This is a genomic window from Micromonospora violae, from assembly GCF_004217135.1.
Lineage (GTDB): Bacteria > Actinomycetota > Actinomycetes > Mycobacteriales > Micromonosporaceae > Micromonospora > Micromonospora violae.
Genome location: NZ_SHKK01000001.1, coordinates 350,144 through 369,162, shown reverse-complemented (window position 1 = coordinate 369,162; position 19,019 = coordinate 350,144). Strand labels below are relative to the sequence as shown.

The window sequence follows — 19,019 nt, the reverse complement described above, 5'->3', positions numbered from 1 at the left end:
ATGCTCACCTCTCAACAGGAAGCTCAGGGCGAACAAGGGTGGCCGGGGGTTCATATCCGGCCAGGTCGGCCGGTATCAGCACGGCCCGTCCCTCCTTGAACCACGCTTCCAGCCGATCGACCATCAGTGCAAGGTGCTGCAGCGACGCCAACTGCTGCGGGTCTCGCGAGACGTAGTGGACCTGCGAGCGGAAGAACTCCCACGATCCGACAAGCACCAGCAGCCGCTCGGCACGGGACATGAGCACGTTCATGCGCTGCGGCTCAACGAGGAATCCCAGTCCTGCCCCGCTGGCGGCGGTGTTGTTGCGGACCAGGCTGATCGCAATCACTTCGGCCTGGTTGCCTTGGAAGGAGTCGACGGTGAAGAAGCCGTCCCTGGCCTGCGTGCCGGTGTCGTACTGCGACCGCTGCGGATCCGGTGCCAGGCGCAGACCCGCTTCGGCGAGCATCTCACGGAACTCCGGCCCGTCGAGCTGTTGGCGCAGATAGCCGACCTGCTGCGCGTACGGCGAGAGGATTGCGAGGTCCAACGGCGGCTTGTTGTCAGAGCGCAGGGTGCGTAGGAACCGGTCAAGCGCGAAAGCCTCTGCGGGGTTGCGGTACTTCGGAGTGCCATGTTCCATGGCCCGGGTGTCGTTCGCAGACGCCATCGGCAGGTCCAGCCAAACTATGGCCCGGCCGTCTACCTCTGGTGGAGCGTGCAGGTGGTGCAGGATGCCAGGCTTGGGTTGGCCCGTGTCGGGATCACGGGTGTAGTGCGAGAGCTTCCCCTTGTAGTAGACCTCGGACACCAGCTCGCCGATGTCTGGGTGCATCCGGTGCTGTCCGGTGAGTAGCCCCTCCTGCGGTTCGTGATAGGCACACAGCCTGTGTAGCTGAGCGAACAGCCGCAGCCAGCGCTTGCAGTACTGCTGGAATTCCCCACGCTGCTCCGGGGTTCGGTCACGCCAGCCGAGCAGTACCTCCCGGTCGACGTTCTTGTTTGGCGCCGGCAACGCCTCGAGGGCGAAAACCGTCGAGCTAAGCTCGGCCACCGCCTTTTCGTAGTCCTCGATCCGGTACGGCGACAACTGCTTTGGGTCACCAATGAGGAGCCAGCGATGCCCGAGGAAGAGCGGCAGGGCAAGCTCGAACCCGTGGACCTTCCCCGCCTCCTCCACGATCGCCCAGTCGTAGGACACCTCCCCAGCCAATGCCGCCAGGTCGCCATCCCCCGTCGTGCTGTAGGTGATGCTGGCGCTGCGCTTGACCAGCTCGCGGAACTCCTTAGGAGTCGAGGCATCACGGATGTTTAGTTCCGCCACCATCCGCTTGCAGATGGCCAGCCATTCCGCCTGCACGGGCGAGGCGGCACCGGCGGGCTGATCGGCCTCAATCCGGTTGATCGTCTGTTCCAGCAGCTCCCGGGTCACTTGCTGTTCCGAACCCTGCTCCTCAGCGCCGAGGCCGCCGGACTGGTCCGGCTTGGCGCGACGCAGCCGGATCGTCAGCGGCCGGCGCTCCTCAGGAACGTCGGCGAAGGCATCCTGCTCGACCTTGGCCCGTAACACGTCGACCGCGTGGTGCGCTTGGGCCGTGATGAGCACCTGGGCGACGGGATCCTCCTCCAGAATCTCCCGCAGAAGCCAAGCGACCATGTGCGTCTTGCCGGTGCCCGGAGGTCCCTGGACCGTGTAGATGGGCCGAACGCCGAGTATCGTCTCGATCTGCGTGAGCTTGCTCGAGTCGACGGTCTTGGATCCCAGCGGAACCGGCAACCGAACCGGACCGCTGTCCATGAGCACCTGTCCCGGCGTGGTCAAGCTTTCCAGCAGGTACGTGTGCTTGGCGAGCTTGGCGATCGCTTCCTTGCGTCGCTTGATCTGCAGCACCTGCCCGCCGAGCCCGTTGGTCCGCAGCACGTGCACATCGCCGACCTCTGGCATTCTCGGCAGGTCTTGGTTCGGCGTTAGCTTCGCGGTACGTCCGGGTATGTCGACGCTGCGCACCACCCACTCGGGATCCACCGGCCGATCCTCAATGCTCTCTGAGTTTGGCGAGCAGAGCTGGATCAGGTTGCTGCCTGGCTTGCCGCTGTGCTTCTCACGGAATAGGAACTCCGCCATACCGCCGTCGATGGCAAACATCCCCGACGGTGGGTGCTCTCGAGGGATCTCGCGCACCTCGACCTGGGTGCAGCTGCCGTCCTCCTCCTCGACCTCGACAACCTCGCAGCGGAACAGCTCGGCGTCCCTAACGAGGATGTCGACCTGATTGGTGATGCGCAGGAAATCGCTGAAGCGCGCCTGCTCCTCGCGCCGCTCACGGGCCTTGTCGACGCGCGGCAGCAGGGCCTCCCACCGGGCCGAAGCGGCGAGGCGCGAGCCAAGGGATCGCCGGTCACGGGTGCTGAAGAACTCCAGCTGTCCCGGCGGGATGCTCACCTGGTTCGCCGCCGCCGTCGATAGGTAGTCGGAGGTGCCGGTGCAAAACGCGTTCTGCCACGTCGGCCTGCCGTCGACGTCGCTGACTGAGGGGCCGATGATCAAATGCATCCGCCGGCCAGAGAGCACGTACTTCTCGCGATTGAGAACGGGAGTCAGGGTGGCACCGTCGGCGAAATCCTTGTACAGGAAGGTGTGCAGGGCACCGCGATGCTCCGCCCGCTTCGGGTCGAACGTGTCGCCCGGCTCTAGCCGTAGCAACTCGTCGAGGCCGCGGTCGAGGCAGTCGGTCACCAGCCGGCGGTTGGCCGGATCGATGATAACAAGGTGCCGACGGGAGGTGTCCTCGCTCTGCTCCGGATCCTGTAGGACACCGATAATCTCCCTGATGGTCGCCGAGATGTCCGACTGATGCCGCAGCCGCGTCGCCGGATCCTCGGCGATCAGCCGACTAATAAAGTCGACCTCCAGCGCGATAAGCTTGCCCTTGGGCTTGGCCAGCAGCTTCAGGACGCCGCGGTACCGGTCCCACGGCGCGAGGGAGGGCGCGTCAAACTGCTCGATGTTGAGCATGCACCGGGCCGCGAGCATCCCGAATGCGAACCAATCGGCGTCCGGCCCGAACGGAGCGCGCCCAGCGAACGCCTCCGGAACGGTCTCCCAGCCGATTCGCGCCGCCCGTGCTGCGGGCCTGCCAAGCCTGATGCTCCATTCGAAACCGCCAAGACGGGCCGACTCAGGCCCGTCGCCCGGCTCAAGAAAAACCGACTCAGGCACCACGTTGCGGTGCACTACCTGCTGGTCGTGTAACAGTCCCAGCCCGTCGGCAAATCGTTCGAGCATCTGCCACAGCGCGACCCGGTCCTCCGGCCGCCCGCTCAGCCACGCATGGTGGCCACGCTGCGAACCAAGGAGGCTGGCCAGGTTTTGCAGTCCCTCTGTCTTGAACGCCATCACGAAGCAGCGGGCGTCGTGATCGATGCCGACGTCGCGCAGCTGCAGCAGCGACTCCTCGGAGCCCGGCGTGCTACGTACCCTGTAAAGCGTTCGCAGCTCGGCGTCCCACAAGGCCCGTTGGACGTCGTCGGGCCGGTCCTCGGTGAAGGGCCAGGTCTTCAGCAGCAGCGGCTTGGAGACCTCCTCCTGGTCGAGTGCGCCCCAGAGTCCGCCGTCGCCGACCTTGGAGATCTCTGAGCCAATGAGTTTGTAGCGGCTGTTGAGTAGCAGCACACCAGACCCGAGACTCATGTGGACCCCACCTTCGCCGAACGTTTCATCACGAACGTAGCCAACGCCGGATAGGGCATGCATCCCGCTGGCGTCCTCCTTACCGGACCGAAGGTACGAGCCAGTCCTCGTATCGTGTTTCACTGCGGCAAGGGATTCGCGCACACAGGAGCCATTCCGGCTCGGACGGCCCGCCAAGTGTGGAACGGCTCCTCAAGACCTGCCCCGCCGGACCAGGAGCTTACTCGTCCGAGCGGACGGGCCCGCGATGTCGTCGCGCTGACCGGTTCCACCCGGTCGGCCCAAGCCGCAGCCGTCTCCAGCAGCGAAGTGAAGCCCAGCATGAGGCCACGTGCTGGGTGCACTGGAACCGCCGGTGCACGAATGTTCCTGTCATCAGCCCTGCTGCACTGCGCCCAATGCACCGCACCCATGAACCTGCAGCGGGACCCCGCCGGTGTGCTGGGCTACGAATCCTTCCTCGGCTGTGGAGCGGGGCCACTACCCCCGTTACCTCTTTGATCGTCCCCAGGCGGGGGCCCTCGGTTGCCCGGCCCGGTATGGCTTCCTGCCCCTGTCGTTCGGATGATCCGGAGGGTGTTGTCACCGGGTCGGGTGGCGTCGGTGGACCGCTGATAGGGACACGGCTACCCGTGTTCGGGGTAGGTCTCTTCGTGACGTGGCTGCCGGCAGTCCGACGCTCAGACCAGCGGCCGAGGCCACGGGGGCGATGCGTGGAGGCGGTTCTGGTGCACGACGGGTACGGCGTCTATCTCGGCTTGGACGTCGGCAAAGAGGGTCACCACGCGGTCGGGTTCGCCGGACGGCAAGCGGCTGCACGACGCGGCGTTGCCGAACACTGAGGCCCGGCTGCGGCAGTTGTACGACAAGCTCGCCCGTCACGGCCGGGTTCTGGTGGTGGTCGACCAGCCCGCTTCGATCGGCACCTTGCCGGTCGTGGTGGCTCGATCATGTATTCATCAAGTGGCCTACCTGCCTGGCCTGGCCATTCGCCGGATCGCTGACCTGCACCCCGTTTCGACGAAGACCGACGCCCGCGACGCCTATCTCATCGCCGGCCGCCCGGACCCTGCAGTAGACGCTGCGGCGGGCCGACGTCAACGACGATGCCCTCGCTGAGCTGGAGGTCCTGGTCGGGTTCGATGACGACCTCGCCGGGTCAGCAGGACCAACTACGACCGCAAACGCGCCGAAGGCAAACGCCACAACGCCGCCCTCATCTGCCTCGCCCGCCGCCGCGAGGCCCTGTTCGCCATGCTCCGCGACAAGATCCCCTACCAACCATGCCCCACCAGCCCCGTCCCCGCTTGACCAAACCCATAGGGACACCCCCGCAGGTCGCAGATTCACCATGTCGGCCATGCCGTCCTGGCCAACGCGCCGCCGCCCTCATCCCCACCAACCGGGGTGAAGGCCCCCGAACTTGCCGCCCGCCACGCCAACTGACCGATGCGTGTCCCCGGGGCGACCGGATAGAGTCTGGCGTCAACTGCAGGGTGAGCCCCGGGTGAGGATCTGAGTTGCCGACGTGGCGAGAAGAAATTCCAACAACGGGCTCGGTGAGCCTGCCCCCTGATCCGCACGCGCTAGACGGCCTTGGGCGAAATCATCGCATCGAGACGGCTCTTGCAGACCTTGTCGACAACGCGATCGACGCCGCCGCGAGCGAGGTCGTTATTAGGTTCGTGCAGCGCCGTGGCCGTTTGAGCTCCTTATACGTTGCCGATAACGGCCATGGCATCTCCTCGGAGCTCATTGACTCCGCAATGACCGTCGGTGGACGGCGTAACTACCAAAACGGAAGCCTTGGCAAGTTCGGCCTCGGCATGAAAGCCGCATCGTTTAGCCAGGCCCGCGGCCTGACTGTTCTGAGCCGGCACGCCGAGGGTGAGCTCAACGGTCGCCGATGGTCTCTAGATGACCTCTCGAACTTCCGATGCCACATCGTGCCAACCGACTTCGTCGATGGCGAACTCGCGCAAGACTGGGGTTTCCGAGCAGCCGGCGGAGGCGGCAGCACGGTCATCCGCTGGGACGACATCACCGGATTCACGGTGACGGACGACCCGGACCGCGTGCAAACATTCCTCAGCGTGACCATCTCGAGAATCCTTGACCACCTTGGACTGGTGTTTCACCGGTTCCTGACCCGAGGAGCCTTGCGGATAGCCCTCGATGTCGCCGACGCAGATCGCGCCGTCATTGGCGCGCCGTTCGAAGTCGAGCCGATCGACCCGTTCGCTTACCACCACACCGGACACCCGGGTTACCCCAAGACGCTCGTGGCGGAGCACAACGGCCATCGTGTGGCGTTCAACTGTCACATTTGGCCCGGCCGCTCGAAGTCCCCAAACTTCCGTTTACACGGCGGCGCCGTTGAACGGCAGGGACTGTACTTCTACCGAGCTGATCGGCTGTTGCAGGCTGGCGGTTGGGATGGCCTGACCGCTGCCGACGCCCGGCTGCAACTCGCCCGCGTCGCCGTCGACATCACCGATGACGCGACCGGTCTGTTCTCGATGAACCCCGAGAAGTCCCGGGTGATGGTCGGGGCCGATTTCGCTCACCTCGCCGAAGCCGCTCGTGATGGCGACGGCACCCGCGTGGCCTCCTACCTCCGGGAGGCTGAAGCCGCCTACAAACAGTCACGAGAACGCCGCCGGGACCGGCGTCGGATGCTTCCTCCCGGCAAGGGATTTGACCCGCTAATCCGGAGGGCGATTAGCGACGAGGTTCCGTTCATGCCCGGCGAGGACCCCATCGACATTAGATGGCGCCGGTTTCAGAGCCTGGACCTGTTTGCCGTGGATCGTGAGAACCGCACCTTGTGGCTCAACGACCACTACCGCCCTGCCGCGACGGGCAACGGGCGCGGCGGCCTCAACGATGCGCCCCTGGTGAAAGCGCTGCTGTACCTCCTTCTCGAGGACGTGTTCGAGGGCGAGTACCTCGGCGCGAAGGACAAGGACAACATCGCCATGTGGCAGGAGATTCTCACGAGCGCCGCCCGATCCCAGCACGCCCGTGGCGCAGCCTCATGATTTCTGCTAGGCGGCACCTCAGCGTGGCTGGTTTCCGTGAATACCTTGCCGCTGGCGTTCCCATGGCGCACCCGATGGGCAAGAGGCCTCCCCTGACCCTCACGATCGATCCAGAACATCGCGCCATCATCCTGCAGGGGCCGCTCGCGGATCGCGAGGGCGTTCCGCGGTTGCGCCTGGAGCATCTCAGCGTGCGGCTATCGCCTCGCGATCCTGGCCAGCTGCAGATCGTGATCACAGAGCCGGCGCTCTTCGTCGACGCCTATCCCATCCTCTGCGCCATAGCAGACCGTGCCCAACTGGACGGTAAAGGATTCGGGGTCGCCGTCACAGAGACGCTTCGACTGCTCACGCGGTTGATGGGACACAGCCGATCCATCTCGCGGGAGCACGAGCTAGGCCTCTGCGGCGAGTTGCTGACCTTGATTGGTGCCTGTCGACGGCTTGGCCCGCAGGCCGCTGTCTCCTCCTGGCGCGGGCCGCACGGCGAAGAGCATGATTTCGCCATCGGGGACGTTGACGTCGAGGTCAAGACCACCGCCTCGGAGAGCCGCTCGCACTGGATAGGTTCGCTGACCCAATTGCAAGCGACGCCGCCGACGCCGTTGTGGCTCGTCTCTCATCAGCTCACCGAAGCCGGCCCGGGACAGGGCTGGAGGTTGGGCGAGCTCGTAGCCGCTGTGCGAGATGCGGCCGCCACCTCGACCGCTGGCCTTGAGCTCGACGCCAAGCTCGCCATGGCAGGCTGGGCTGAGCCGTTCGATGAGCTGTGCGTCACGCGTTGGCGGCGGCGAAGCCCGACGCGCGCCTTTCTCGTCAACGACGGCTTTCCAAGGCTCACCGCGCGCCAGCTGGCCAGCACAGGGTACGACTACAGCCACGTCACCGACGTCAGGTACCGCATCGATTTGTCTCATCAAGAAGCGGGCGCGCCCATCCCGGAGCCGCTCGCTGACGTCATCGCCACCGAGGTGAACGCATGACCGAACTCTTCACGACCAGCTACCGCGAAGCGCTTAAGGCCATGGATCTACGCGGGCCCCGGCGTCTGCACGCGCTAGTGGCGGCGCTGACCGAGGACCAGTCGATCGACGCCGACGACGACAGCCTCTGCGCCCATCTCGCGGCCACTGACCCCAACGACAGCCTCCGCAAAGACCTCGCCGTGCGTCTCGCCACCTGGGACGCCGCTGAAGACAGCCCTTGGGCTGATGGCACACAACAACGCACGCCGCAGCGGCGGGAGCGTGTCGTCTCGCTGCTCGGCCTCGGCGACAAAGCAGCTGCGCTGCTGCTCGACTTGGTCCCCATCGCAGCTGATGGAGCCACGATCATTGATGGCGAGTGGACTCCGTGGTATACCGAGAACCTTCGCCGCGACCGTGACTTTTATTGGGACCACTATCGCAGCCACCTGCTCCACGCCCGCGGCTTCGACCCCGCCGCAGTGGCCGCGCTCGACGCCTCCACCACCAAAGTGGTGGAGCGGCTAGCGGATCCCAGCGCTGCCAAACGCCACCAAGCCAAGGGCCTTGTCGTCGGCTACGTCCAGAGCGGCAAGACAGCGAACTTCACCGGGGTAATCGCCAAGGCCGTCGACGCCGGCTACCGGCTGATCATCGTGCTGAGCGGCAGCGCGAACCTACTGCGAACCCAGACACAGCGGCGACTTGACATGGAGCTCGTTGGCCGCGAGAACTTGCTTCGGGGCATCAGCGAGCATGACACCGAAGCGTTTGATTACTTCGCTGATCGAGACTGGCAGGAAGACAAGTTCGTTCGACACGGGGTGCTGCCTCGCGACGTCGGCCAACCCGATGTCGTCCGTCTCACCACGCGGAACTTCGACTATCGAAGCCTGCAGCAGGGCATCAGCGCCCTGGACTTCGAGCGGCCGGATCGGTTTCGTCCGCTGTATGACGGCGTCAATCTGAGGGGCAGCCATGCACGTCTGGTCGTCGTGAAGAAGAACAACCTCGTGCTGACCAAGCTAGTCAAGGATCTACGTAAGATCACCACGCGGCTCGCTGACATCCCGGCTCTGATCATCGACGACGAGTCCGATCAAGCTTCCCCTAACACCAGCAACCCGAAGAAGTGGGAGAAAGACCAGAAGGAGCGAACCAGCATCAATAAGCGCATCAGCGAGCTGCTGACGTTGCTGCCGCGCGCTCAGTACGTCGGGTACACCGCGACGCCGTTCGCCAATGTCTTCGTTGACCCCAGCGACACCGAGGACATCTTCCCAAGCAACTTCATCATCTCCCTCGATCCCCCACCGGGGTACATGGGGGCAGCAGATTTTCACGACCTCGACACTCACCTCGACGACGCCGAACGCGACTTCGCGAACTCGAAGGAGAAGGCGCACGTCCGTCCCCTCCCCGACGACCCGGATGACGAATCGCATCTTCGGGAAGCCCTCGACGCTTTCGTGCTAACAGGAGCGCTCAAGCTTTACCGGCAGGATCGTGGAGAGGGGGCCTTCCGGCACCACACCATGCTGGTGCACCACGCGATGCACCGCACGGTTCACGGGGACAAGGCCGCGGAGGTGCGCAAGCTGTGGGACACTGGCGGCTACTTCGCGCCCGCCAGCACTGACCGGCTGCGCAAGCTCTACGACGACGACATCCGCCAGGTCAGCCAGGCTCTCGCCCAGGGAGACAGCTTCCCCGACACTTATGAAGAGCTGACGCCCTACGTCGCTAAAGCAGTCCGCAATATCAGCCAGGGCGGCGACCCAGTCATCGTCGTCAACAGCGACAAGAGCCTCGAGAACAAACAGCTGGACTTCGATCAGCACCACGTGTGGAAGATTCTCGTTGGCGGGAACAGCCTCGCTCGCGGCTTCACCGTCGAGGGCCTCACAATCTCCTACTATCGACGACTGACGAAACAGCAAGACACCCTCATGCAGATGGGCCGCTGGTTCGGCTTCCGACCGCACTATCGCGATCTCATCCGCCTCTACATCACCCCGTCCCTGCATACCGCCTTCGAAGCGAGCTGCCGCGACGAGGATCACTTCCGGACCGAGCTCCGCCGCTACGGCGCCCCCGTGGACGGCAAATCCCAGCTCACGCCCGCGCAAGTGCCGCCTCTCGTCGCTCAGCACCTTGACTGGCTTAAACCGACCGCAGCGAACAAGATGTACAACGCCGCCCTCGCCGAACGTCGATCACCAGGCATTGCCGTCGAGCCACGACGGTGGCCCTCCGATCCCAAGCGCATCGAGTCCAACACCAGAGCATTCCAGCCGCTTCTCGATGCCGCGAAGACTCACGCCCACCTCTACGGGCAACTGCCTTGCGTCGCGAAGCCTCATGACAGCGAGTCGGAGCAAACACCCGACAGCTGGGACTACCAAGCCTGGATCGGCAGGGTCAGCCATCCCGTCCTACTTAGCGTATTGCAATCGCTTCGCCTCGCGACCGACGACGCGCTGAGGCCCGATCTGCGGTGGCTCAGTTCGCTCACCGAGGAGCAAGTCAGCGGCTGGGTGGTCATCCTTCCACAGCACAAAGGCTCAACAGCTATCCGGCGGATCCTGGGGCACGACCAGCTCAGCATCCACGCCAGGACCAGACAAAAGCCTGACTACTACGGCGGCATCAGCAAGCTTGAGCATCGCGGCCCCGGCGAGGTCATCAAACGAGCACCGTTGGCAGCCGCCGACACAACCTCCAACAACAACGAGATCGGCGAGGAGGAAGCGAAACGGCATGTCGAACCCCGGTCAGGATCGATTCTGATCTACCCGGTCGTTGACAGAGCGAAGGAAGGACAACAGTCTCTCAGTGGCGAAGCAAACGACGAGCTAAGCCCGCACGAGGTGACTTTGGCATTCCGCTTAGTTGCGCCCGAATCCGCCGTTGGCAGCGACAAGCGTCTTATTTTGTTTGAAACCAAAGTGACCTCGCGCCAGAACGCAGCGATCGTTGATAAACAAGAGTGAAGAAGCAGCGTAAAATGCTCGCCGCGCAGAGGCCAGGACCTTGACAGGGAGGTCGAGAGGCCCTCGGCCTGGCCCTCAATGATCGATGATGCCACTGGAAGCATCGCTAGGGCGAAGCCGGCCGCCCCTTGTGGCGGCCGGCTGGTGCATGAGGACGCAGTGGACGCTCAGCTCACCCCGTCACGCTAGAAGCAGCTTCTAGTTACCTTGAGTAGCTGGCCAGCCGGGGTGCCAGACAACGAAGGCTGCCGGTGATCGGATTGGTCACAGGCCAGCGTCGCTACTCGTCAGCTTGACAGAGGAGCTATAGACTGCGGCGACGATGATCGGCGGTGGAGGACGCATGGAAGCTAAGTCTATCAATGCCGCAGAGTTCTTTGCCGGTATTGGACTCGTGCGGACGGCCCTAGAACCGCTTGGGGTGAACATCGTCTGGGCTAACGATATCAAGCAGGCGAAGTTCGACGCGTACCATGCAAATTACCCCGACGCCAAGGACCATTTCAAGGTCGATGACATTTGCAACGTTGAAGGCTCGTCTCTTCCTTCCTCAGTCGAACTAGCCACCAGCAGTTTCCCCTGCATCGACCTTTCCCTCGCGGGTAATCGCCTTGGCCTCGTCGGCAAACAATCGGGCATGTTCTGGCAGTTCACTCGAGTGATCGAGGAGATGTCAACAAGGCCGCGTATGGTCCTGCTCGAGAACGTATACGGGTTCGCGACAAGCCATGGCGGCAAGGACCTTACCGACGCGCTTCATCGCTTGAGCGGCCTGGGTTACTCCCTCGATGTGCTTGCTATCGATGCTCGGCACTTCGTCCCGCAGTCCCGCCCTCGCATGTTCATCCTCGGAATCCTCAAAGAGGAGCTACCGAAAAACGCTCACGTGGGGGTTCCCGAGACCAGCGATGTACGGCCCGCCTGGGTGACGAAGATCCACGACTCGCACCACGAAGACATCAACATGCACTACCTGGATCTTCCCGGCCTCCCTGAAGGACCGAAGGATCTGAGGGCGATCGTGGAGCATGACGTGCCGCCGGGTGTGTGGTGGGATGAGCAGCGCGTCAGAGCCTTCGTCGGCTCCCTGAGCGAAGGCCAGGCAGCGCGCTTCGAGACTCTGCGTACTGCCGAGAGCCTCTCCTACCGAACGGCCTACCGACGCACCCGGCAAGGCGTTTCGATGTGGGAACTCCGCCGCGACGCAATCGCGGGGTGCCTACGGACAACAGGCGGCGGCTCAAGCAAGCAGGCGCTCGTCGAACTAGGTCACGGCCGCGAGCCGAGGATCCGCTGGATGACGCCGCGCGAGTACGCCAACCTCATGGGTGCCGCAGACTACAAACTCGTCGCTGGCACACCTAACCAGCAGCTCTTCGGCTTCGGCGACGCCGTCGTCGTCGACGTCGTCCGCTGGATCGGCAAGAATTACCTGATCCCCGTGCTGCGGCCAGACAATCGGCCCGGCGACGAGTAGCCTTCCGGGGCGAACCTGCTCATCGCCTGGAGGCGCCGATGTCTTCACACCGCATCGACCTCACAACGACGCTGCTGCCTCGTGAGGTCCAGGCGATCCGGGACGCGATTTCCACCGCCCTCAGGCAACCGGACCCACAGCGCCCCGGCCAGACCATCGGGAAGGCGAAGGCCGGCATCTACGCCTTCTACGACTACGACGAAGAGCCAATCTACGTCGGACAGACGGCGGAGGGCTTCGGCGTCAGACTCGGGCGGCACCTGACCGGCCAACGGTCTGACGCCGTGGCAAAGTATGTGCTCGACCCGTTCGAAGTCCACACCCGTCGCGATGTGGTCGCTGCCTCACATTGGCGATCTACCCTCGAAATCCCGGAAATCCGCTCTCGACCCCTACGAGTACGCCGTATACCAGAAGCTGCTCAAGGCGAGCGCATTCAACGCCATCCTAAACGAAGGTGACATTCCCGAAGCGGAGCCAGTGGAGCTGCCGGAGCCGTTGACCTGCGTTATTATTCCGGACAGCATTTTTCCTGACCGCAGCCATCCAGATGTCCGGATCGCCAGGCGCGCGCAGACCATCTCGCTTCTAGCCAAGAACATCAGCGAGCGCAGGGTGTCACGGGGTCTCAGGCGCACGCTCCTAACGCAGACCGAGCGGCTCAACAAACTGGCACGGGCTCGCTACGAGGCACTTGACGGCGTAATCGAAGTCGAAGGTGCCGAAGGAGTGGTGGAAGAGCCCGAAGGCCTCTTCCCCACGATCGGATAGGCGGCCCATTGCCTGCAGTCAAGCTCCCCCCAACTCCGCCACCGTCAAGCGCTACAAAGGCGATGAGGGCCAACCGAAGCTCCGGCACCAAACCTGAGCTCGCTTTGCGGCGTGAGCTGTTCCGGCATGGACTTCGGTACCGCGTGGCGCTTCAGATTGAGCTGCAGCAAAGGAGGGTTCGTCCCGATGTGGTTTTCCCGCGGCGCAAAGTTGCGGTATTCCTCGACGGGTGCTTTTGGCACGGATGTCGCGACCACGGACGTATGCCCTCCGATCCCACCGGCTACTGGCACGCCAAGATTCGAAGAAACCGCGAGCGGGATGCCGCCGTTGACCACCAGTTGAATGAGGCGGGGTGGGCCGTCGTCAGGGTTTGGGAGCATGAGATGGTAGCGGAGGCGGCTGCCCGGGTCAGACGCCTGGTGCTTTCTCGATAGTCGACGGAGCGGAGGCAAGCCCGGACGTCGCGAACCGCCTTCCACTGCTTCGTCGGCCTGAGCGGCGACAGGCAACCACAATCTGCCCGCTGCAGCCGACGCAACCTGCACCGCTGCTCGTCTCTGCAGTTGTGGAACCTTTCGCGGACCGGGCGGTCCGGTACCCAACCGTGTCACCCCATGCCTCGCCGCTACGTCGTAGACTGCCGTGCCGGACAGTGACTCTTCCAAGCCGAGCTGGGAGGTATGTTAGGTGGCTAGTCACGGTGTCGCCTCGTACAACGAGCCCGCACGCAAACCTCCGCCCCTTGCCTCGATGCCTATACCCTTTGTACGAGGCTTCCGATCGCTGCTCAAGGGAGTGATGGAGTCCATCGACGCGGCTAGTGGGCAGAAACTAGGTAAGTGTATCGGCGTATACGGCTTCTACGATTACGATGGCGAACCAATCTACGTGGGACAGACGTGGGCTAAGTTCAGCGAACGCATCGGAAGGCATCTTACAAGCCAACGTACTGACACTTTGGCCTACCGAATTCTCGATCCCTTCGAGGTTGCGGAGGTGGAGCTGTGGCCTGCAGAATATCTGCGAAATGACCCAGGCAAAATAGCGAAGTTGAACGCTATCGAATACTCCGCATATCGATCGGCTATCAGCCAGTCGAAGTACCGCGCCATCTTGAACGAGAAGATCCCGCTTGCAGCCAACCCTGTGGAATTGCCGCGCTCATACCGCTTCAACTTAGTGCCGGAAGAATTGAGGAGCGATCGCGAGCACCCGGACGTTAGAATAGCCCGCCGCGCCGAGACTTTAGCCCGAGTCTCGGCCGTCGCGCACGAGCGTGGAGAAGTTTCGCCTGGCCTACGACGGGTAATTGTGATTCAAGCGGTTCGGCTTGCTGACTTAGCGGCCGCGAGATTGGCGTTTGCGGAGGGTCGAAGGAGGCCCTCTCCGAATGCAATCGATGTGCACGAGCTCGTTGGCAGCGTGCTCCAGGAGTCAAAAGCAGAAACCTCTTCTGATGTCTAGCTCGGCGCTACATTAGGTAAAGGGTACCGCACAACGTACGGCTGCTCGTCGCGCGCTACCAGACCACACTCCACATCGTTGCCATCAACGAGTGACTCTGACCGGCCGTGCAGCGAACCCAGGCGGGATAGTGGTATTCACTTGACGTGAAAGTCGGGATGGGGCAATCCACGCGGTCATCGCCTCTGCGTCGAGATAGACGGCATCATCGACACGGAGGCAGCGACCCGAGCCGCCCAGGTGGTGGAGGAGGCCCTGGGCAGGCCGTGGAACTCGACGAACACCCAGTCGTCAGTCCGCCGCGCCTCGGGACGCTCAGCCCTGTTCCACCCATGGTCAAGGAGTAGATAACATCCGACATGGCTGCGGCCACACGCTGTGAAACACGGCCTCCCTAACTTGATCTTTAACCTCCGTGGGTCCTCTGGGGACCCTGGCTGGCCACGGAAACAGCCCTTGGTCGATGATCTTCTTGTCTAGGGAAGAACATCGATAACCAAGGGCTGTTCTGGTGACCAGTGTGCATGATCGTGGTGTGGCTGATGCCGTCAGGGACCTGGACAGGTTCCGGCGAGTGTTCTACGACTGCCTGACTGCTCGGGCTGACGCGTTGTTCGACCTGACCGACGCGGTGTTGTGCGCCGATGGGCCGGTCCGGTCGTTGGTGGAGTTGTCGCTGGTGGGTGAGCACCGCCGCGGTCACGGCGCGTTGTACGACGCCCTCGCCTGCGGACGGCTGGACATCGATCGGCTGCGGACCGCTCTTGCCGGGTTGCCGCTGCCTCGGGCGGCCGACGGGCGTCTCGTGCTGGCAGTGGATGTCACCTGCTGGCTGCGGCCGGACGCGCACACCTCGCCGCAGCGGGTCCTGTGTCACACCTACGGACGCGGCAAGGACCAGACGATCATGGTCCCGGGTTGGCCGTACTCGATGGTCGTGGCCTTGGAGTCCGGCCGCAGTTCGTGGACCGCGCCGTTGGACGCGGTGCGGCTGGCGCCCGGTGCTGACGCGGCGGCGATCACCGCCGGGCAGGTGCGCGACATCGTGGGCCGGCTGGTCGCGGCCGGGCAGTGGCAGGCAGGTGACCCGGACGTCCTGGTCGTGGCCGACGCCGGCTACGACGCGCCCCGCCTGGCGTTCCTCCTGGCCGACCTGCCCGTGCAAGTCCTCGCCCGGATGCGCTCGGACCGGGTACTACGCCGGGCCGCGCCGCCCCGCCTGCCGGGAACGAACGGCCGGCCACCCCGCCACGGCGGCGAGTTCGTCTTCGGCGATCCCGCCACCTGGGCCGAACCCGACGCAGCCACAATCACCGACACCCGCCTCTACGGCACCGCATGGGCCCGAGCCTGGAACCGGCTGCACCCCAGGCTGACCCACCGCAACGCCTGGACCGACACGGCGAAGACACTGCCGATCATCGAGGGAACCGTCATCCGCCTCGAGGTCGGCCACCTGCCCAGCGGTGCGACCCCGAAACCGGTGTGGCTGTGGTGGTCCGGCGTCGATCCCACCGCCGCCGACGTCAACCGGCTCTGGCAAACCTTCCTGCGCCGCTTCGACATCGAACACACATTCCGCCTGTTCAAACAGACCCTCGGCTGGACCTGCCCGAAAACCCGCACCCCACGGGCAGCCGACCTCTGGACCTGGCTGATCCTCGCCGCCCACACCCAACTCCGCCTGGCCCGCGCCGCGGCCGCCGACCTACGCCGCCCCTGGGAGAAACCCACCCCACCCCAGCGCCTGTCACCGGCCCGCGTCCGACGAGGGTTTCGACACCTCCGCACGAAGACCACCTGCCCCGCGAGCGCACCGAAACCCTCCCGGCCAGGACCCGGACGACCACCCGGTCGCCGCAACACCCAGCCCACCCCACGTCACGACGTCCACATCGCGACGACCAAGAAGACCAGCAAACCGGACACCAAGAAAACGAAGACCGCTAATCCCCGTCCACGCCGAACAGGTTAAAAACCAAGCTAAGGGCTGTCTCGTAACTGGGCGGAGGCGTTGGCTGGGCCCTGGGTCTGTGATCACCAGGTCAGGGCGATGTTGTGGAGGTTGGCGATGCCGGAAGCGGCAGCGGTCAATGTGCGGGCGGCTCGGCGGTAGTCGCGCAGGATCTTCCAGTTCTTCATCCTCGCCAGGGTGTGTTCGACCTGTGCTCGGACGGTGCGGTGCTGGGCATTCAGGTCCTGCTTCCAGGACGGTAGTGGGCTGCCGTCGCGGTTCCTGCGAGACGGGATGATCACTTCGGGGTTGCCGCGGTAGCCGCCGTCGGCCATGACGGGCCGTCCGGCCAGCGTCTGGTCGATGCCCGAGGTGCGGTAGACGATCGTGTCGTTGCGGTTGCCCGGCTGGGGCTCGCCGACGGCGATGACCAGCCGCGCGCTGGCGTCGATGGCGACCTGGAGGTTGGTCGAGTACCGGTAGTTCTTGCTCGGCGCCGCAAGGCGGTGGTCCAGAGTCGGGATGAAAAGCCGTCGACGATGGCGATCTGGTCGACCGGCCGGCGGCGCACAGGTGCGAGAACCAGCAGCGGGCGGAGGGTGTCGATGACTCGGTGCGCGGCGGAATGCGACACTCCGAACAGCGCGCCGATCTGCCGCATCGTCAGGTTCGTGCGCCAGTAGACGGCCACCAGCAGCACCCGGTCGGGAAGATCGAGGGCCCACTGTCGGCCCGGCCGACCGTCAGCGATTCCGCGCCCACCACGCTCGGCGACCAAGCGGACCAGCTTGCGGAACTGGGCGGGGGTCAGCCCAGTGAACGGGAGGATCCACTCCTTGCGAGCTGCGGAGATCACCTGCACCCACGCATCCTCGGTGATTATCCTCAGCGGACGAACGCTGGGGTCATGAGGAGTGCACGTCTATCAGAGAGGACGACGTGAGCAGCCAGTACATCGTCATTACCGGGGGACCCGGTGCCGGCAAGACCACGCTGATCGAGAGCCTGCGGCGTGCCGGTCACGCCTGCGTCGACGAAGCGGGACGACAGATCATCCAGGACCAGCTGTCGATCGGCGGTCGGGCACTGTAAGCCGGCGACTCACGACTGTTCGCTGAGATCATGCTCAGCTGGGAGATCCGCTCCTACCGCCAAGCCAGCCAACATCCCGGACCCGTCTTCTTCGACCGAGGGATCCCGGACCTGGTCGGCTACTACCTCCTACTCGGCCAGCCCGTTCCCGCGCACGTGACAGCCGCCGCGCAGCTGTTCCGCTACCACCAGCGTGTGTTCATCGCCCCGCCATGGCCACAGATCTACACCACCGACAGCGAACGACACCAAGACTTCGCCGAAGCCGTACGTACCCACGACGCCATGGTCGCCGCCTACACCCAACACGGCTACGAAGTCAGCACCTTGCCCCGCAGGGACGTCGCCTCGCGCCTCCAGTTCATCCAGCAACACACAGCCGTCGATCCCGGAGCTCCGGAATCACAACGGTCGAGCTGCTCCGAGTTACGAGACGTCCCTTAGTACGGCAGCCGCCGAGCCCTCCATGTTGAACCCGCCGCTCGCACCCGGTAGAGCACGACAGCCGGCTCACCGCCACACCACCCCCGCGGTAGCCAACCACGCCGCGCCACACCTTCAGACCGACCGGCGCATTGCCGATTAACGCCCACCGCCGCCCTACGGCTCCTGCCCAGCCAGACACCAGCACCAGGCGGCCTGCTCCCAATCTGCTCCCAAGTTAAGGGACATGACGGCAGAAGCCCGTTACCGGTGATTCCGGTGACGGGCTTCTGACCTGCCGATATTCATGGTGGGCGATGCTGGTATCGAACCAGCGACCTCTTCGGTGTGAACGAAGCGCTCTCCCACTGAGCTAATCGCCCTCAGCGCCACTGACTCTACCCGATCGTGGAACCAGACCGGAAATCCGGGGTCAGTGCGTCGCGAGGTACCGCATCGCCGCGGCCACCACGTCGATGCCGAGGCTGTACTTGAGGGACAGCCAGACCACCGTGGCCACGAAGACCAGGCCGACGGACCCGAGCACGATTCGCACCACCAGCGACTGTCGCGTCACCCAGCGTGTCCAGCCGTGGACGTGGCGGCGGGTGAAGCCGAGCAGTCGGCGGGCCCAGTGGTATTCGACGGCCCAGATGCCCAGGCCGGCGATCACCAGCAGCCAGCCCGGCCCGGGGAGCGGGATGAGGGCGATGCCGATGGTCACCACCAGCGCCCCGGCGATCGCGATGAAGATCTTGAGTGCGATCCGACCGGTGGGGTTGGCGCGGATGAGCTCGAGGGTCAGCGAGATCCGCTCGCGCCAGCGGGGGCGGCGCGGCCGGTCCTGCACGGCGACGCCGCCGTGGCCACCGGCGTCACCGTCACGACGAGCACCGGCGCTGCCGCCACGACCAACGGCGGCGCTGCCACCGCGACCGGCGCGATCGCCATCGGGGCGGCCGGCGTCAGGCGTCGGCCGTCCGGGTCGCTCGGGCTGCTCCATCGGCACTGCGTACCCCCGCTTTTCGGCTGATCGGACCGCGACGTTCGGCGGGCCGGGCGCCGCCGCCGCATCCACTGAGGATTGCTTCGTCACCATTTCACCCCCCAGTGTCGCTCGGGCCCGTCACTGCAACGGCCGACTGGACGTTACCGGAGTAAGT

Annotated in this window: 10 protein-coding genes, 1 tRNA gene and 3 pseudogenes; 10 read left to right on the top strand and 4 right to left on the bottom strand. The window is 64.6% G+C overall.

The features are described 5' to 3' along the window. Positions 1-4: 4 nt before the first annotated feature. The gene (locus EV382_RS01695; protein WP_165435693.1) at positions 5-3,673 is read right to left on the bottom strand and encodes an AAA domain-containing protein; all 3,669 of its coding nucleotides are present in this window, start codon (positions 3,671-3,673) and stop codon (positions 5-7) included. A gap of 728 nt (positions 3,674-4,401) precedes the next feature. Between EV382_RS01695 and EV382_RS01690 the strand changes: the two are divergent. From EV382_RS01690 to EV382_RS01645, 9 genes and pseudogenes are all read left to right on the top strand, one after another. Then, a pseudogene (locus tag EV382_RS01690) lies at positions 4,402-4,838 on the top strand (IS110 family transposase); the annotation flags it as partial. Between the two features lie 394 nt (positions 4,839-5,232). Next, on the top strand, positions 5,233-6,714 hold the full coding sequence (locus EV382_RS01680; protein ID WP_244236500.1) for an ATP-binding protein: 1,482 nt from the start codon (positions 5,233-5,235) through the stop codon (positions 6,712-6,714). Positions 6,715-6,737: 23 nt separating this feature from the next. Beyond that, complete coding sequence (locus EV382_RS01675; protein WP_208758285.1) at positions 6,738-7,697, top strand: PD-(D/E)XK motif protein; 960 nt, start codon at positions 6,738-6,740, stop codon at positions 7,695-7,697. After that, on the top strand, positions 7,694-10,672 hold the full coding sequence (locus tag EV382_RS01670) for a Z1 domain-containing protein (RefSeq protein ID WP_130399889.1): 2,979 nt from the start codon (positions 7,694-7,696) through the stop codon (positions 10,670-10,672). Before EV382_RS01675 ends, EV382_RS01670 begins: the two co-directional genes overlap by 4 nt. A gap of 322 nt (positions 10,673-10,994) precedes the next feature. After that, positions 10,995-12,149 carry a DNA cytosine methyltransferase gene (locus EV382_RS01665; RefSeq protein ID WP_244236499.1) on the top strand — a complete coding sequence of 385 codons (1,155 nt, stop codon included), beginning with the start codon at positions 10,995-10,997 and terminating at the stop codon, positions 12,147-12,149. Positions 12,150-12,479: 330 nt separating this feature from the next. Next, a complete protein-coding gene (locus tag EV382_RS01660; protein WP_130399888.1) occupies positions 12,480-12,920 on the top strand; it encodes a hypothetical protein in 441 nt (146 codons plus the stop codon). A gap of 8 nt (positions 12,921-12,928) precedes the next feature. After that, entirely contained in the window at positions 12,929-13,357 is a 429-nt protein-coding gene (locus tag EV382_RS01655) for a very short patch repair endonuclease (protein ID WP_279636422.1), read from the top strand. Positions 13,358-13,721: 364 nt separating this feature from the next. After that, positions 13,722-14,387, top strand: a complete 666-nt coding sequence (locus tag EV382_RS01650) for a GIY-YIG nuclease family protein (RefSeq protein ID WP_208758284.1) — start codon at positions 13,722-13,724, stop codon at positions 14,385-14,387. Between the two features lie 511 nt (positions 14,388-14,898). Next, on the top strand, positions 14,899-16,362 hold the full coding sequence (locus EV382_RS01645) for an NF041680 family putative transposase (protein WP_130399885.1): 1,464 nt from the start codon (positions 14,899-14,901) through the stop codon (positions 16,360-16,362). Between the two features lie 62 nt (positions 16,363-16,424). On the opposite strand, the pseudogene EV382_RS01640 reads toward EV382_RS01645, so the two are convergent. Further along, positions 16,425-17,203 (bottom strand): annotated as a pseudogene (locus EV382_RS01640) (transposase family protein). 77 nt (positions 17,204-17,280) lie between these two features. On the opposite strand from EV382_RS01640, the pseudogene EV382_RS01635 reads away from it, so the two are divergent. After that, a pseudogene (locus EV382_RS01635) lies at positions 17,281-17,877 on the top strand (AAA family ATPase). A gap of 287 nt (positions 17,878-18,164) precedes the next feature. On the opposite strand, the gene EV382_RS01630 reads toward EV382_RS01635, so the two are convergent. Continuing rightward, positions 18,165-18,239 (bottom strand) — tRNA-Val (locus EV382_RS01630). Positions 18,240-18,289: 50 nt separating this feature from the next. Beyond that, on the bottom strand, positions 18,290-18,934 hold the full coding sequence (locus tag EV382_RS01625) for a PGPGW domain-containing protein (protein ID WP_425271965.1): 645 nt from the start codon (positions 18,932-18,934) through the stop codon (positions 18,290-18,292). Positions 18,935-19,019: the final 85 nt, after the last annotated feature.